The following is a 16,593-nucleotide window of genomic DNA, read 5'->3' as shown; positions in this document are numbered from 1 at the left end:
GTGCCTCTCAGATCTGGGGGTGGATCTCACGGGTCAGGCCCGCGGACGTGTAGTAGCCGGTGATGTGCGTGTGGACCAGGGAACGCGCTGTCTCGACGTCGGCGGCATCGATCGCCGCGACGAGTGCGTGGTGCTCGGCGCGAAGCCGCGTCGCCATCGCCCCCCAATCGGCGATCGCGGAGACGCCCGCCTGCACATAGGACTCGATCGAGGAACGAAGACCCGCCATCATCGCGGCGATGACCGTGTTTCCGCTGGCCTCGGCGAGCGAGAGGTGCAGCTGCGCGTCGAGGGCGAGGAACTCCGACGGGGCGAGGCCCGGGGCGTCCATCGCGGCGAGCAGTTCATGGGCGCGGTCCGTGTCGCGCTCAGGGGCGCCTGCCATCGCGGCGACGACCGCGTCTTCGAGCACCAGACGCGTGCGCACGACGTCGTCGAGCGGGAAGCCTTGCGCCGCCACCTGGAGCCGCAGCAGCGCTGACATGCCACCGGTGGGCGTGGCGATGACGATGGCGCCCGATTGCGGGCCCGAGCCGGTCGCTGTGCGGATGAGCCCCATCACTTCGAGCACCCGGAACGCCTCGCGCACGCTCGAGCGTCCGACGCCGAGGTCGGATGCCAGATCACGCTCGGACGGGAGACGATCACCCGGGCCGAGACGGCCGTCGAGGAGGTCGCGTTCGATGTGCTCGAGCACGAGTCGCCATGCGCGCGCCGGCTGGTCGGTCATCGAACCTCCTGTGGTCTGACCACAGAGTATCGCGTGTGGTCAGACCACGCAAACAGGCACGCTCGATCCCCGCCCCGCGTGCGCACCTCAGGAAGAAGACGACGACGTGCGTCGCAGACGGCTCACCGCGGCACGGGGCCGACTGTCTTCCTGGATTGTTCACGGCTGCGCGACGGCAGCGGCCGACGGGCGCCTCGACGGATCGGGCCGGCCTCAGCCCAGGCGACCACCGGACTCTTCGAGGTAGCAGGTACCGCAGAGCGACTCATAGGTGGTCAGCTCCGGCGAGGCCGATCCGGTCGCGCCCTCGTCGATAGCGACCTGGTCGCCGTCGAACACGAACCGTCCGCCGACGACGCGACCGTTGAACACGGCCTTCCGCCCACAGCGGCAGATGGTCTTGAGCTCCTCCAGCGAGTGCGCGATCGCGAGCAGTCGCGCGGATCCGGGGAAGGCATGAGTGAGGAAGTCGTTGCGGATGCCGTAGGCGATGACCGGGATTCCGTCGACCACCGCGACGCGGAAGAGATCATCGACCTGGGTCGGCGTGAGGAACTGCGCCTCGTCGATCAACAGGCAGGCGACGTCGCTCGGCCCTTCCGGCAGCAGCTCATCATCCGACGTATGCTGCATGCGCCCGCGATGTGCGGCGAAGATCGCGCGCGCATCGTCATCGGGATCGATCAGGAAGTCGACCCGACGGGTGACCCCGAGCCGACTCTCGATCTCGGATGCCCCCTTGGTGTCGATCGCCGGCTTCGCGAGCAGTACGTGCTGCCCGCGCTCCTCGTAGTTGTAGGCGGCCTGCAGCAGGGCGGTCGATTTTCCGGAGTTCATCGCGCCGTAGCGGAAGTAGAGCTTCGCCACGGTGCGACCTCAGACGTTGATGCCGAGTGCGGCTGCGGTCGCTGCGGTCGACTTCTCGGCGAGTTCCGGATTCTCGTTCAGCTTCTCACCGAACGTGGGGATCAGCGCGCGCAGCTCGGGCTCCCAACCCGGGTACTCCGCGGGGAAGCACTTCTTGAGCAGATCGAGCATGATCGGCACGGCGGTCGAGGCTCCCGGAGAAGCTCCGAGCAGGCCCGCGATCGACCCGTCGGCCGCCGCGACGACCTCGGTGCCGAACTGCAGGATGCCACCCTTCTTCGGGTCCTTCTTCATGACCTGGGCGCGCTGGCCGGCGTCGATGAGCGTCCAGTCCTCGTCCTTCGCGGTCGGCATGAACGTACGCAGGCTGTCGACCTTCTTGGCGTGGTTCTTCAGCAGCTCGCTGATGAGATACGTGATGAGATCGGGGTTCTTCACCGCCACCTGCAGCATCGGCAGCAGGTTGTGCGCGCGCACCTGCGAGACGATGTCGAGCATCGACCCGTTCTTCAGGAACTTCGGACTGAAGGTCGCGAACGGCCCGAACATGAGCGAGGCCTCGCCGTCGACGACACGCGTGTCGAGGTGCGGGACCGACATGGGCGGAGCACCCACCGACGCCTGCGAGTACACCTTCGCCTTGTGCTGGGCGACGATCGTCGGGTTGGTGGTCTTGAGGAACTGGCCGCCGATCGGGAAGACGCCGTAGCCCTTGATCTCCGGGATGCCGGAATTCTGCAGCAGCTTGAGAGCCCAGCCGCCGGCCCCGACGAACACGAAGCGCGCCTTGACCTCGCTCGGGGTGTGACCGATGCTGTTGCGGTACTTGACCAGCCAGGTACCGTCCTTCTGCTTCTTCAGACTGCGTACCTCGTGGTTGGTGCGCAGCGTGACGCCGGAGTCGGTCAGGTGGTCGAACAGCTGGTGCGTGAGGGCGCCGAAATCGACGTCGGTGCCCGCGGGAACGCGGGTCGCGGCGAACGGCTCGCCCTTCACCCGCTGCTGCATGAGGAGCGGCGCCCACTTGTTGATGACGCGGGAATCCTCGCTGTACTCGATGCCCGCGAACAGCGGCTGCTTCTTGAGTACCTCGTACCGGTTCTTGAGGTACGCGACATCCTTCTCACCGCGCACGAACGTCATGTGCGGCGTCGCGTTGATGAAGGTCGACGGCGCATCGAGCACGCCCTTCTCCACCAGCGACGACCAGAACTGCCGGCTCTGCTGGAACTGCTCGTTGATCGAGACCGCCTTGGCGGGGTCGAGCGGGGCATCACCCTGCTGCGGCATGTAGTTCAGCTCGCACAGTGCGGCGTGCCCCGTGCCGGCGTTGTTCCACGGGTTCGAGCTCTCCTGAGCCACCTCGGAGAGTCGCTCGAAGGCGACGATCTTCCACTCCGGCTGCAGCTCGTGCAGGAGAGTACCCAGGGTGGCGCTCATGATGCCACCGCCGATCAGGACGACATCGACGTTTTCAGTCACCGAACCAGTCTAGTTCGCGGGCACGCCACCGCCGACCATGCGGCACGGCCCGGTCAGACCGCTTCCACATCGCGGGGATACCGTCAGGCTATGACCGCCAGGCGCTCTGCCAGGATCTCGGCGATCTGCACGGCGTTCAGCGCCGCCCCCTTGCGCAGGTTGTCGTTGCTGAGGAACAGCACGAGCCCCTTGCCCTCGGGGGCGGACTGGTCGGCGCGGATGCGACCGACGAAGCTCGGGTCCTTCCCCGCGGCCTGCAGCGGGGTGGGAACCTCGTCGAGCACGACACCGGGAGCGACGCTCAGCACCTCGCGCGCACGCTCGGGCGTGATGTCGCCGGCGAACTCGACGTTGATCGACAGCGAGTGCCCCGTGAAGACCGGCACCCGCACGCAGGTGCCCGCGACACGGAGGTCCGGGAGTTCGAGGATCTTGCGGCTCTCGTTGCGGAGCTTCTTCTCCTCGTCGGTCTCGTTGTCGCCGTCGTCGACGAGGTTGCCGGCGAACGGGATCACGTCGAACGCGATCGGCGCGATGTACTTCTCGGGCTCGGGGAAGTCGAGCGCCGACCCGTCGTGCACGAGGCGGAGGGTGTCGCCCTGTGCGAGCACGCCCTCGACCTGGCCGAGGAGCTCCTGGGCACCGGCGAGGCCGGAGCCGGAGACAGCCTGGTAGGTCGACACGATCAGACGCTCGAGACCGGCCTCGGCGTGCAGGGCCTTCAGCACCGGCATCGCGGCCATCGTGGTGCAGTTCGGGTTCGCGATGATGCCCTTGGGGCGCTCGTCGATCGCGTGCGGGTTGACCTCGCTGACCACGAGCGGGACCTCGGGGTCCATGCGCCAGGCGCTGGAATTGTCGACGACCACGGCACCGGCGGCGGCGAAGCGGGGCGCATAAGCGCGGCTCGCGGTGGCTCCGGCCGAGAACAGGGCGATGTCGATACCCGCGACATCCGCCGTCTCGACGTCTTCGACGATGACCGTCGCTCCACCGAACTCGATTGCCGTGCCGGCCGAGCGCGCCGAGGAGAACAGGCGCAGGTCGCGGATCGGGAACGACCGCTCGGCGAGAATCTCGCGCATCACGGTGCCCACCTGGCCGGTGGCGCCGACGATGGCGACGGAGAGTCCTGAATCGGAGATGCGGGTCATGATGTTCCTTGGCGTCGTGCGGTGCTGCGTACGAGGCTTCGGGCGCGGCGTCGGGGTGATGAAGCTGCGCCTGGCGCCGGTGTCAGGGTTTCGGCGAGTCTACCGTGGTCTCACGAACTGCCGGCGCTGCGTCCCGAGGGGGCACGGAGTCGGCAGGAAAACGGCGATGAACGGCGGAGATCAGCGGCCGGTGCCGGCGTGGACCGTGGCTTCGGCGTCACCGTCGAGTCCGTAGGCGGTGTGCACGGTGCGCGCGGCCTCGGTGAGGTCGGTGTCGCGCAGCACGACCGAGATGCGGATCTCCGAGGTCGAGATCATCTCGATGTTGATCCCCCCGGCCGACAGCGCCTCGAAGAGGGTGGCGGAGACACCCGAGTGCGTGCGCATGCCCGCACCGACGACCGACAGCTTGCCGATCTGGTCGTCGTGGATCAGGTTCTGGAACCCGACCTCGGTCTGCTCCCCGGCGAGGGCCTTGAGGGCGGCCGCCGCATCCGCCTTGGGGACGGTGAAGGAGATATCGGTGCGCCCGGTGGCCGAGACGTTCTGCACGATCATGTCGACGTTCGCGCCCGACTTCGCGACGATCTTGAAGATCTCGGCGGCCTTGCCCGGCACATCGGGCACGCCCGCGACCGTGATCTTGGCCTGGCTGAAGTCGGTGGCGACGCCGGCGACGATCGGTTCTTCCATGACTGCTCCCTCGGCTTCGCGGGGGTTCTTCATACCCTCGCCCAGAACGTATGTGCCCTCGGCCGACGAGAACGTCGACCGAGCGTGAATCAGGACGCCGTGACGGCGTGCGTACTCGACGGCGCGGATGTACAGCACCTTGGCCCCGTTGGCGGCGAGCTCCAGCATCTCCTCGCTCGAGACATGATCGAGCTTCTGTGCCTTCGGGATCACGCGCGGATCGGCGGTGAAGATGCCGTCGACGTCGCTGTAGATCTCGCAGACATCGGCGTCGAGCGCGGCGGCGAGGGCGACGGCGGTGGTATCGGACCCGCCGCGACCGAGCGTGGTGATGTCACGGGTGTCGCGGTTGAAGCCCTGGAACCCGGCGACGATCACGATCGCGCCCTCGTCCAGAGCTTCGCGCAGACGCACGGGCGTGACATCGACGATGCGGGCGGCACCGTGCTGCGAGTCGGTGATCATGCCCGCCTGGCTGCCCGTGAACGACCGCGCCTCGAAGCCCATGGAGTGGATCGCCATGGCCAGCAGCGCCATCGAGATGCGCTCTCCGCTGGAGAGGAGCATGTCGAGTTCACGGGGCGCGGGAATCGGTGCGACCTCGTTGGCGAGATCGAGCAGCTCGTCGGTGGTGTCGCCCATGGCGCTCACGGCGACGACCACGTCGTGCCCGGCACGACGCGTATCGACGATGCGCTTGGCGACGCGCTTGATGCTCTCTGCGTCGGCGACGGACGAGCCGCCGTACTTCTGCACGATGAGGGCCACGATCACTCCCTGGGATGACGGGCGGATCCGCCCACGCTCATTCTACGATCGGCGCGTATGCCCCGTTGCGCATGTGTCAGGCCGCGTGCGTCGCGTCGCGGTGCGTCGCGTCGCGGTGAGTCGCGTCGCGGTGCATCGAGTGCACGGGATGTCGCCGAGTGCACAGGATGTTCGCGTGAGCAAGCCGTGCACTCGGCGGCAAGCCGTGCACTCGACGACTCGGAGTGGGAGGTGCGCGGCGCGGCGCACGGCAGGAGGTGCGGGGCGCGGCTCAGAGGGAGGGCGGGAGAGCCTGGGGAGAGACCGGCCGCAGTCGACCGCCTGTGGCGGCGAACCAGCACCCGACGATGATCAGCGGGAAGCCCAGCAGCAGGCCGGGCGTCAACGGCTCGGCGAGGACGAGGGCTCCGAGGACGATCGCGACCACCGGATTCACATAGGTGAACAGTGGCGCGCGCACCGGACCGACTTCGCGGATGAGTGCGAAGAAGGCCAGGAAGGCCACCGCCGTGCAGATCACGGCGAGCGCGAGCAGCGCGACGATCGACGGCAGAGTGGGCACCTCGTGCTGAGTGAGCAGCCCGATCGGAAGGTAGAAGATCCCGATCATGAGAAGAGAGAGGGTGATGGTGCCGAGGGACGGCACATCGTTGAGCTTGCGAGCGACGATGAAGGGCGCGGTCGCATACAGCACCGCGACCAGCAGCACCTCGCCGGCCGCGAGAAGACTGACCTCACCACCGAAGAGCCCGGGGCCCGCGACCACCACCGCGACACCGACGAACCCGACGAGTAGACCGATCCCGCGAGCCGGCCGCAGCACGCCACGGTCGCCACCGCCGAGGGCGATGAGAGCGGCGAACAGCGGCACGGTCGCCACCAGCAGGCCCGTCATGCCGGAGGGCAGCGTCATCTCGGCGTGCCCGAGCAACAGGAAGGGGCCCGCCATCTCGACGACGCCGAACGCGAGCACCCACGGCCAGTGCTTCAGAGCGGCACGCAGCGCACCGCTGCGGAGGGCGAACGGCAGCAGCAGCAGAGCCGCGATGAGCGTGCGCCCCGCCACGATCGCCGGTGGCGAGAACGACTCGACCGCGACGCTGATGAACAGATACGGAACTCCCCACAGCAGCGCCATGGCACCGAAGAGGAGCCAGCCACGACGTGAGAAGCCCGTGTGGGGGCTCACAGGATGCGCCGGCCTTCGAAGGCGCGGCCGAGGGTGACCTCGTCGGCGTACTCGAGGTCGCCGCCGACGGGCAGGCCCGAAGCGAGACGGGAGACCGTGATCTGCATCGTCGTCAGCAGGCGGCTGAGGTAGCTCGCGGTCGCCTCCCCCTCGAGATTGGGGTTGGTGGCGAGGATGACCTCCTGCACGGTGCCGTCGGCGAGGCGGGTCATGAGCTGGGCGATGCGCAGGTCGTCCGGTCCGATGCCGGCGATGGGGCTGATCGCTCCGCCGAGGACGTGGTAGAGGCCCCGGAACTCCCTGGTGCGCTCGATGGCGGCGACGTCTTTGGCGTCTTCGACCACACAGATCAGCGCCTGGCTGCGACGCGGGTCGCGGCAGATGGCGCAACGCTCCTGCTCGGCGACGTTGCCGCAGATCTCGCAGAACCGCACGCGGAGACGGATCTCACTAAGCAGCTCAGCGAGACGGGCGACGTCGAACGTCGGCGTCTGCAGGATATGGAACGCGATCCGCTGCGCGGACTTCGGGCCGATGCCGGGGAGCCGACCGAACTCGTCGATCAACTCCTGAACGATGCCGTCGTACATCAGGAGAACCTCGTCGGGGGCTCGTAGGGCTCTTCGCGCAGGAATGTCGCGCCGAGCACCTGGCGGATCACGGCCTCACCGTAGCGCTGCACTCCTCCGACGGAGGGGGAACGCTCGATGACGACCGGCGGAGTGGCGACGGCGGTGCGCTGCGTCTGCGGCGCCGACCGGTCAGGAGCAGCCCCGCGCGACACGGACGGGTCGGCCGGCGGCTCGTACGAGGGGTCGTACGGAGGCTCATCGTCGTAGGCCGGAGCCTCATCGTCGCCGGGCAGCGGCGGTTCGTCGCGATCGATGACACCGTCGGACGGGGGAACCGGTGCCGAGGCCGCTGCCTCGACCTCTTCGGGCTCATCGTCGACGGGGAGCGGCGCGGACGGTATCGGAGCGTCGCGCACCGACTCCTCGTTCGCGGTCGGAATCGACGCGACGGCCCACTCCGTCACCGACGATGCGGACGCGCCACGGACCTGCGAACGAGGGGAACGCGCTGACGCAGGCTCCGATGCGGGAGCGGAATCAGTCGGTGCCGAGGATCCGGACGACGCCGGCTGGCGCGGGGCACCCCCGGTCGGCATCGGGGCGGGGAGGTACTTCACGCGGACGCCGAGCTCGTTCTGGATCGCGGAACGCAGGTGGTCGGAAGGCCCTGAGCCCGGGGTCGTGCCCTTGAACTTGGCGACATCGTGCTGGCTGGTGAATCCGAGCGTGAGCACCTCGGTCTCGGTGACGTACGCCAGGGGCTGCACGGCCGTGGCCAGCAGCCAGGACGTGCGGCTGATGCTCTCGAGCCGCGTCAGCACGGCGGGCCACGCGGCGCGGATGCGCTCGAACGTGACCGGTCCCTGCGATGCCGCAGGAGCCGCGGGTTCCGCAGGAGCCGCGGGTTCCGCAGGAGCCGCGGGTTCCGGTGCGGCACCGTCGGATACCGCACCGACGCTCTCGCTCGCTGCCTCCTCGACGACCCGAGTCTGGGCAGCGGAAGCAGGAGCGGATTCGACGACGACCGGCTCCGGCGTGTGCGTGGAGGCGGTCGGGCTGACGGGAGCCGCCGGGGCCACAGACGCCGGGGCCGCGGGAGCCGATGAACCCGCCGAAGCCGCGATCGTGGATGACGCGGAAGGCGCCGGCGCTGCCGGGGTCGCGACCTGTCGGGCGGGAGCCGCGGTACGCTCCCCCGCCGGCGCGGGCGCAGCCACGGCGGCATCCGTCGCTCCCGCGAGCACCCGTGCGACCATGAGCTCGAGATGCAGGCGCGGAGATGTGGCTCCCGACATGTCGTCGAGTGCCGCACTCACCACGTCGGCCGTGCGCGAGAGGCGTGCGGAGCCGAATTCTGCGGCCTGGGCGCGCATGCGCTCCAGGTCGTCTTCGGCGATACCGCGCAGGACGGCGGATGCGCCGGCACCGACCGCCGCGATCACGATGAGATCGCGCAGACGCTCGAGCAGATCGTCGACGAAGCGACGGGGGTCCTGCCCGGTCTGCACGACCCGGTCGATCGCGGGGAACGCGGTCGCCGCGTCGCCCGCGGCGAGCGCGTCGACGATCTCGTCGAGGAGGGCGGCATGCGTGTACCCGAGCAGGGAGACGGCGCGCGCATAGCCGACGGTGACCGTCTCCGAACCAGCGGGGGCGTCGGAGCCGGCGATCAGCTGGTCGAGCAGCGAGAGCGTGTCACGGGGCGATCCGCCGCCGGCGCGGACCACGAGCGGGAGGACACCCTGTTCGACGATCACGCCCTCTTCGGCGCACAGCTTGGCGACGTACTCGAGCATCGCGGCCGGCGGGACGAGTCGGAACGGGTAGTGGTGGGTGCGCGAGCGGATCGTGCCCAGCACCTTCTCGGGCTCGGTGGTCGCGAAGATGAACTTCACGTGCTCCGGCGGCTCTTCGACGAGCTTGAGCAGCGCGTTGAAGCCCTGGGGCGTCACCATGTGCGCCTCGTCGAGGATGAAGATCTTGTACCGGTCGCGGCTGGGGGCGAATGTCGCCCGCTCGCGCAGGTCGCGCGCGTCGTCGACGCCGTTGTGGCTCGCCGCGTCGATCTCGACGACATCGAGTGATCCGCCGCCGGCCCGCGACAGCTCCACACAGCTCGGGCAGACGCCGCAGGGCACGTCGGTCGGCCCCTCGGCGCAGTTCAGGCACCGCGCCAGGATGCGCGCGGACGTGGTCTTGCCGCACCCGCGGGGGCCGGAGAACAGATAGGCGTGGCCGACCCGGTCACCGCGCAACGCCGTCATGAGCGGATCGGTCACCTGGGACTGCCCGATCATCTCGCCGAACGTCTCGGGTCGGTAGCGGCGGTAGAGGGCTGTGGTCACCTCAACAGCCTACGGCGTGCCACCGACCTTCGGCGGGCCCGAGCATCAGTCGATCGTCTCGATCACCGGGATCGTCGTCGTGATCACGGGAACGGATGCCGACATGCGCGTGCCGTCCTCGCGTCGAGCGTCGGCGAACTGTCGGAGCGTCGGACGACCGGGGAGCAGGGGACCCTGATCCGCGAGCGGCACGACGACCTCGTCGTCGACGGTCGCGATGTACGCGGTCTCTCGCACGCTGAAGGGAACGGGGGGTCCGTTCCTCACCTGCACGCGCAGCTCGGCCGCGGTCACCGTCACGTGCAGCGTCGATCCCTGCCACTGCAGCGGGAACGACAGCGACGGCCAGCTCGCCGGAAGCCGCGGGTCGAAGCTCAGTTCGCCGGCATAGTCGCGCATCCCGCCGAAACCGCACACCAGAGCCGTCCACACCCCGCCGGCGGAAGCGACGTGCACGCCGTCCGCCGCGTTGTGGTGCAGGTCGTGCAGGTCGACGAACAGCGACTGCTCGAAGTACTTCTGCGCGAGGTCCTGATACCCCACCTCGGCGGCGAGGATCGACTGCACGACGGCCGAGAGAGTCGAGTCGCCGGTGGTCAGCGGGTCGTAGTAGTCGAAGTCCGCCTTCTTCTCCTCTGGCGTGAAGTGATTGCCCTGCAGGAAGAGCGCCAGCACGACGTCGGCCTGCTTGAGCACCTGGAACCGGTAGATCACGAGGGGGTGGAAGTGCAGCAGGAGCGGACGCTGATCGGCGGGCGTATTGGCGAGGTCCCACACCTCACGCTCGAGGAACAGCGAATCCTGCGGGTGGATGCCGAGTCCCTCGCTGTAGGGGATGTACATGGCCTCTGCGGCGCGATCCCAGGCTTCGGCCTCGCCGGGGCCGAGGCCGGTGCGGTCGACCAGCTTCACGTAGTCCTCGGGATAGCTCTCCCTGATCTCGCGCACGATCTTGGCCGCGTAGCGGAGGTTGTAGCGCGCCATGACGTTCGTGTAGAGGTTGTCGTTCACGACCGTCGTGTACTCGTCGGGGCCGGTGACGCCGTGGATGTGGAACGTCTCGGTCCCCTCCCCCGGCATGCCTTCGATCAACCGGGAGGCACGCCAGAAGCCGAGAGTCGCCCACAACCGGGCGGTCTCGATCGCGATGTCGGCGCCTTCCCGACGCAGGAACTCCTCGTCCCCCGTCGCACGCACGTACTTGCCCAGGGCGAAGCTGATGTCGGCGTTGATGTGGTACTGCGCCGTGCCGGCCGCGTAGTAGGCCGAGGCCTCCTCACCGTTGATCGTGCGCCAGGGGAAGAGCGCCCCCGCCTCGTTGAGCTGCGCGGCCCGACGACGTGCGGCCGGGAGCATGCGCACACGGGCGCGCAGCGCGTTGTACGCCCAGCGTGGCGAGGTGTATGTGAGGAACGGGAGCACGTAGATCTCGGTGTCCCAGAAGTAGTGCCCGCTGTATCCCGAGCCGGAGACGCCCTTGGCGGGGACTCCGGCGCCGTCGGCACGCGCCGAGGCCTGGGCGAGCTGGAACAGGCACCAGCGGGTGGCCTGCTGCAGGTCGTCGCGCCCGCCGATCTGCACGTCGCTGCGCTCCCAGAACGCGTCGAGCCATTCCCGCTGCCGACGGAACACGGTCTCGACGCCCTCGTCCGCCGCCCGGTCGAGCGAGCGACGGCAGCGGTCGACGAGCTCGCGCGGGGGCACGCCTCGCGACGTGTGGTAGCTGACGAGCTTGGTCAAGGTGATCGGCACGCCGGCCTTCGCCTGCACACGGAACACGTTCTTGGCGATGTCCGGTTCCACCAGCGTGCGGGCGTTGTACTCGTTCTCGGTCTCGACGACGTGATCGGCGACCACGGCGACGGTCATGCCCGAATCGGCGACACGATAGGAGAGCGCGGATCGCAGCCCGTCCTGCCAGTGCTCGGCCGGCTCCAGCACGCGGTCGGCGATCTTCTCGGCCTTGCGGGGGTCGAACGCCGCGGCCTTCGTGCCGATCGGTGTGCCCGCGTAGACGCCCGCACCGTCCTGCCTGTTGAGCAGCTGGCAGCTGATCGTCACGGGCGCGTCGGCGTTCTCCACCACGACCTCGAGCCGCAGGACCGCGAGGTGCCGCTCCTCGAAGCTGACGATGCGCTCGTCGCGCATGCGCACGCGCTTGCCCGAGGGCGTCTCCCAGACCACGTGGCGCTCCAGCACGCCGGTGCGCAGGTCGAGTGTGCGCCGGTACTCGCGCACATCGGCGTCGTCCAGCGAGACCGGCTCATCGTCGACGTACACGCGCATGACCTTGGCATCCGGCGCGTTGACGATCGTCTGCCCGACCTCTGCGAAGCCGTAGGCCTGCTCGGCGTGACGGATCGGCCAGGTCTCGTGCAGACCGTTGATGAACGTGCCGTGCTCCTGCGCGCCGCGACCCTCGATGTGGTTGCCGCGCAGGCCGAGATAGCCGTTGCCGACGGAGAACAGCGTCTCTCCGACGCCCTCCTCCGAGTAGTGAGTGTCGATCAGACGCCACGGGTCGACGGGGAAGCGGTCGCGGTCGATCATGCGGTCTCCGGGATGTCGGTGCGGGAAGAGGGAAGGAGGACGGCGAGGTCGTCGACCACGACGGTGGCACCGGCCGCGCGCAAGGCGTCGGCACCCGTGCCACGGTCGACGCCGACCACGGTTGCGAAGCCGGCCGCGGCAGCGGAGGCGGCGCCGGACGTGGCGTCCTCCACGGCGACCGCACGGGCGGGGTCGATCCCGAGGGCGACGGCACCGGCGGCGAACATGTCGGCGGCGGGTTTGGAGGCGAGTCCGTCGCGTTCGGCCACGACGCCGTCGACGACGATCCGGAAGAAGGAGCGCAGGCCCGCGGCCCCCAGGACCTCTTCGGCGTTCTTGGAGCTCGACACCACGCCGAGCGGGACTCCGGCGGAATGCAGGCTCTCGACGAGTGCGAGCGAGCCGGGATACGGCGCGATCCCCTGGCCGCGCAGCGATGCGGCGAACGCGGCGTTCTTGCGGTTGCCGATACCGCACACGGTCTCGGCCGAGGGGTCGTCGTCGACGTCGCCCCACGGCAGCTCGACGTTGCGACTGTGCATCAGGCTCGCGACGCCGTCGTAGCGCTTCTTGCCGTCGACGTAGTCGTAGTAGTCGGCATCGGTGTACGGCGGAGTGATCCCCCATCGCGCGAACACATCGTCGAACACGGCCTTCCAGGCGCGCATGTGCACCTCGGCCGTCGGGGTGAGCACGCCGTCGAGGTCGAAGAGCACGCCGTCGGCGTGGAACAGGTCGGGCAGTGCTTCAGGCACAGAGCCTCCAGGAGAAGGGCGATCGTCGGGCCGGCACCTCTCCGTGCCACTGTGCAAGCGTAATGCGGTCGCGCACCGCGGGGTAACCCCTGCGGGAGGATCGGCGCAGCGATCAGAGCAGCTCCGCCGTCTGCCGCGCGATCTGCAGCTCCTCGTCGGTCGGCACGACGAGGACCGTCACCGGAGAGGCATCCGTGGAGATCCGGCGGATGCCGCGCTCTCGTGCCGCATTCCTGGCGGGGTCGATCTCCACACCGGCGAAGCCGAGCGTCGCCATCGCACCGGCACGCACCGGCGCGGCGTTCTCGCCCACGCCGGCGGTGAAGGAGATGACGTCCACTCCCCCCAGCTGTGCGATGTAGGCGCCGGCGTAGGCGCGCAGCCGGTGCACGTACACGTCGAACGCGAGCATCGCCGCGTCCTCCCCTGCCTCGACGCCCGCGAGGATGTCGCGCATGTCGCTGCGCCCGGCGAGACCGGCGAGTCCGCTGCGGGTGTTCAGCAGAGAATCGAGGTCGTCGATCGACAGCCCGGCGCGGCGCGACAGGTGCACGAGCGCGGCCGGATCGATGTCGCCCGAGCGCGTGCCCATGACGAGCCCCTCGAGAGGGGTGAGCCCCATCGAGGTCTCCACCGAGCGGCCGCCGTCGATCGCGGTCACCGAGGCCCCGTTGCCGAGGTGGAACACCAGCTGCCGGAGATCCCCGAGGTCACGACCGAGGAACGCGGCGGCGGACTCGCTGACGTACTGGTGACTCGTGCCGTGGAAGCCGTAGCGGCGCACCCGGTGCTCCGCGGCGAGCGCCGCATCGATCGCGTAGGTGTAGGCGGCGGGAGGGAGCGTCTGATGGAAGGCCGTGTCGAACACCGCGACGTGCGGAACGCCGTCGAACACGGCGCGCGCGGCGAGGATGCCGGCGAGGTTCGCGGGGTTGTGCAACGGTGCGAGCACCGCGAGCTCGTCGATCTGCCGCTCCACGTCGGCATCGATCAGCGTGGGGGCGTAGAAGCGGGCGCCGCCGTGGACCACGCGGTGCCCGACAGCGACGGGGCGATGCTCGTCGAGTGAGGGACCGTGCGTGACGAACTGCTCGCGCATCACCTCGAAGGCGGCGGCGTGATCGGCGATCGGCCTCTCACTGCGGTAGGTGGCGTCGAGCATGGTCGGCACGGCGTCGCCGTCGACCGCGGGGCGCACCGTGTGCGCGACCGGGCTGATCTCCTGACCGATGCGCTCGATCAGCCCGCTCGCGAGCAGATTCTCCTGCTCGATGTCGATCAGGCTGTACTTCAACGAGGAGGAGCCGCTGTTGATGACCAGGATGGCGCTCATGCCGCCTCTCCCGCCTGCTCGGCTCCCTGCGCCTGGATCGCCGTGATCGCCACCGTGTTGACGATATCGTCGACGAGCGCACCGCGGGAGAGGTCGTTGATCGGCTTGTTGAGCCCCTGCAGCACCGGGCCGATCGCGACGGCGCCGGCTGAGCGCTGCACGGCCTTGTAGGTGTTGTTGCCGGTGTTCAGGTCGGGGAAGACGAACACGGTCGCCCGTCCGGCCACAGCGGAGCCGGGGAGCTTGGCCTTGGCCACCGCCGCATCCGCGGCGGCGTCGTACTGGATCGGCCCCTCGACCGGGAGCTCGGGCGCCCGTTCGCGCACGAGGGCGGTGGCGGCGCGCACCTTGTCGACGTCCGCACCGGATCCGGACTCCCCCGTCGAGTACGACAGCATCGCCACGCGCGGATCGATGCCGAACTGCCGGGCGGTCGTCGCGGAGGAGATCGCGATGTCGGCGAGCTGCTCGCTGGTCGGGTCGGGGATCACGGCGCAGTCGCCGTAGACGAGCACGCGGTCGGCGAGCGCCATCAGGAACACGCTGGAGACCACGTTCACTCCCGGCTTGGTCTTGATGATCTCGAAGGACGGGCGGATCGTGTGAGCGGTGGTGTGCGCGGCGCCCGACACCATCCCGTCGGCGAGGCCGAGGTGCACCATCATCGTGCCGAAGTACGACACGTCGGTCACCGTGTCCGCCGCCTGGGCGAGCGTGATGCCCTTGTGGGCCCGTAGTCGGGCGTACTCCGCGGCGAAACGCTCGACCAGCTCGGGATCAGTCGGGCTGAGCACCTGGGCCGCCGTGATGTCGATGCCGAGTTCGACGGCGCGGGCGCGGATGCTTGCCTCGTCGCCGAGGATCGTCAGGTCGGCGACCTCTCTCGCGAGCAGCGTGGCCGCGGCGCGCAGGATGCGATCGTCGTCCCCCTCCGGCAGCACGATGCGGCGGCGGTCCCCGCGTGCGCGTTCGATGAGTCCGTACTGGAACATCAGCGGCGTCACCACGTGAGCCTCGGCGAGACCGAGCTGCTCGGTGAGCTCGGCGATGTCGACATGCGCCTGGAAGAGGCCGAGCGCACGGTCATAGCGGCTGCGCGAATCGGCGGAGATGCGTCCGCGGGTGCTCATCACGCGCACCGCCGTGTCATAGGTGCCGAGATCCGTCGTGATGATCGGCACCGACGAGGCAAAGCCGTCGAGCAGTCGCACGATCGGCTCCGGCAGTGGGAACGGCCCGTTCAGGATGATGCCGGCGATGCGGGGGAAGGTGCCGGACGAATCGGCGAGCAGCGCAGCCAGCAGCACCTCGGTGCGGTCGGCGGGGATCACCACGACCGCCTCCTCGGTCAGTCGGGGCAGCACGTTCACCATCGACATGCCCGCGACGACGATCGTCAGCGCCTCCCTCGTGAGACGATCGTCGTCGCCCTTGAGCAGCGTGCCGTCGACGGCCGCGAGGATGCCTCGGATCGACGGCGCGACGAGAGCACGGTCCTCGGGGATCGCCCATACCGGCGTGCTCTCCGCGGGGAGCGCGGCATGCACCGCCTCGATGATGGCGTCGAGCGCCTCCGGGTCGGCGCGGTTGACCGCGACGGCGAACAGCTCCGCCCGCTCCTCCGTCAACTCGGACAGGGCGAGCGCCGCGATCTGCGCGATCGCGGCGGCCGACCGCGCCGTGGTGGTGCCCAACTGCTCGGCCTGGCGCTGCTGGTCGCGACCGCTGAGAACGAGGAGCACCGGGGCTCCGAGGTTGGCGGCGATCCTGGCGTTGAAACCGAGCTCCGCAGGGCTGGCCACATCGGTGTAGTCGCTGCCGATGACGACGACGGCATCGCACTGGGCCTCGACCGCCTTGAACCGCGCGACGATGGTCGACAGGGCGCCCTCCGGGTCGGCCCTCACATCGTCGTAGGTGACGCCGATGCAGTCCTCGTAGTCGAGGTTCACCCCGTCGTGCGCGAGCATCAGTTCGAGGATCTCGTCGCGCGCGGTGACCGAGCGGGCGATCGGACGGAACACGCCCACCCGCGGCGAGACGCGCATCAGAGCGTCGAGCGCCCCGAGGGCGATCGTCGACTTTCCGGTATGGCCTTCGGCCGAGGTGATGTAGATGCTCTGCGCCACGACTTCAGCTTAGGCGCGGCATCCAT

General features: G+C 69.2%; 12 protein-coding genes. All 12 read right to left on the bottom strand.

What is annotated here, in order from left to right; genetic code table 11:
* Nucleotides 1–7: 7 nt before the first annotated feature.
* The 12 genes from ACLFA2_RS13440 to pta all read right to left on the bottom strand — a co-directional run bounded on the left by ACLFA2_RS13440 (nucleotide 8) and on the right by pta (nucleotide 16,567).
* A complete protein-coding gene (locus ACLFA2_RS13440) occupies nucleotides 8–730 on the bottom strand; it encodes a FadR/GntR family transcriptional regulator (RefSeq protein ID WP_426621456.1) in 723 nt (240 codons plus the stop codon).
* Nucleotides 731–943: 213 nt separating this feature from the next.
* A complete protein-coding gene (locus ACLFA2_RS13435) occupies nucleotides 944–1,597 on the bottom strand; it encodes a thymidine kinase (RefSeq protein WP_426621455.1) in 654 nt (217 codons plus the stop codon).
* A gap of 9 nt (nucleotides 1,598–1,606) precedes the next feature.
* Complete coding sequence (locus tag ACLFA2_RS13430; protein WP_021199136.1) at nucleotides 1,607–3,079, bottom strand: malate:quinone oxidoreductase; 1,473 nt, start codon at nucleotides 3,077–3,079, stop codon at nucleotides 1,607–1,609.
* An 83-nt stretch (nucleotides 3,080–3,162) separates the two neighbouring features.
* Nucleotides 3,163–4,233 carry an aspartate-semialdehyde dehydrogenase gene (locus ACLFA2_RS13425; RefSeq protein WP_167255681.1) on the bottom strand — a complete coding sequence of 357 codons (1,071 nt, stop codon included), beginning with the start codon at nucleotides 4,231–4,233 and terminating at the stop codon, nucleotides 3,163–3,165.
* 180 nt (nucleotides 4,234–4,413) lie between these two features.
* Nucleotides 4,414–5,694, bottom strand: coding sequence for an aspartate kinase (locus ACLFA2_RS13420; protein ID WP_029258718.1), 1,281 nt, complete (start codon nucleotides 5,692–5,694; stop codon nucleotides 4,414–4,416).
* 271 nt (nucleotides 5,695–5,965) lie between these two features.
* Nucleotides 5,966–6,883 carry a DMT family transporter gene (locus tag ACLFA2_RS13415; protein WP_031206964.1) on the bottom strand — a complete coding sequence of 306 codons (918 nt, stop codon included), beginning with the start codon at nucleotides 6,881–6,883 and terminating at the stop codon, nucleotides 5,966–5,968.
* Nucleotides 6,880–7,473: a recombination mediator RecR gene (gene recR / locus ACLFA2_RS13410; RefSeq protein WP_021199140.1), complete on the bottom strand. Its 594-nt coding sequence runs from the start codon at nucleotides 7,471–7,473 to the stop codon at nucleotides 6,880–6,882. The genes ACLFA2_RS13415 and recR overlap by 4 nt, the downstream gene beginning before the upstream one ends.
* Entirely contained in the window at nucleotides 7,473–9,800 is a 2,328-nt protein-coding gene (locus ACLFA2_RS13405; protein WP_426621454.1) for a DNA polymerase III subunit gamma and tau, read from the bottom strand. The genes recR and ACLFA2_RS13405 overlap by 1 nt, the downstream gene beginning before the upstream one ends.
* 45 nt (nucleotides 9,801–9,845) lie before the next feature.
* Nucleotides 9,846–12,350 carry a glycoside hydrolase family 65 protein gene (locus ACLFA2_RS13400; protein ID WP_426621453.1) on the bottom strand — a complete coding sequence of 835 codons (2,505 nt, stop codon included), beginning with the start codon at nucleotides 12,348–12,350 and terminating at the stop codon, nucleotides 9,846–9,848.
* Nucleotides 12,347–13,105 (bottom strand): HAD family hydrolase, encoded by a 759-nt coding sequence (locus ACLFA2_RS13395; protein WP_021199143.1) that lies wholly within the window; start codon nucleotides 13,103–13,105, stop codon nucleotides 12,347–12,349. The genes ACLFA2_RS13400 and ACLFA2_RS13395 overlap by 4 nt, the downstream gene beginning before the upstream one ends.
* Nucleotides 13,106–13,217: 112 nt before the next feature.
* Entirely contained in the window at nucleotides 13,218–14,438 is a 1,221-nt protein-coding gene (locus ACLFA2_RS13390) for an acetate/propionate family kinase (protein WP_136024961.1), read from the bottom strand.
* Nucleotides 14,435–16,567, bottom strand: a complete 2,133-nt coding sequence (pta, locus tag ACLFA2_RS13385; protein ID WP_426621452.1) for a phosphate acetyltransferase — start codon at nucleotides 16,565–16,567, stop codon at nucleotides 14,435–14,437. The genes ACLFA2_RS13390 and pta overlap by 4 nt, the downstream gene beginning before the upstream one ends.
* Nucleotides 16,568–16,593 lie beyond the last annotated feature (26 nt).

The sequence above is a fragment of the Microbacterium sp. As-52 genome, assembly GCF_049949185.1.
In the GTDB taxonomy this organism is placed as follows: domain Bacteria; phylum Actinomycetota; class Actinomycetes; order Actinomycetales; family Microbacteriaceae; genus Microbacterium; species Microbacterium maritypicum_A.
Note: the sequence above shows the minus strand (reverse complement) of the source record. Positions and strands in the feature narration are given on the sequence as shown.

Coding starts and splice junctions, on each gene's coding strand:
- ACLFA2_RS13440 (WP_426621456.1), bottom strand. CDS start 730: ATGACCGACCAGCCGGCGCGCGCATGGCGACTCGTGCTCGAGCACATC.
- ACLFA2_RS13425 (WP_167255681.1), bottom strand. CDS start 4,233: ATGACCCGCATCTCCGATTCAGGACTCTCCGTCGCCATCGTCGGCGCC.
- recR (WP_021199140.1), bottom strand. CDS start 7,473: ATGTACGACGGCATCGTTCAGGAGTTGATCGACGAGTTCGGTCGGCTC.
- ACLFA2_RS13400 (WP_426621453.1), bottom strand. CDS start 12,350: ATGATCGACCGCGACCGCTTCCCCGTCGACCCGTGGCGTCTGATCGAC.
- ACLFA2_RS13390 (WP_136024961.1), bottom strand. CDS start 14,438: ATGAGCGCCATCCTGGTCATCAACAGCGGCTCCTCCTCGTTGAAGTAC.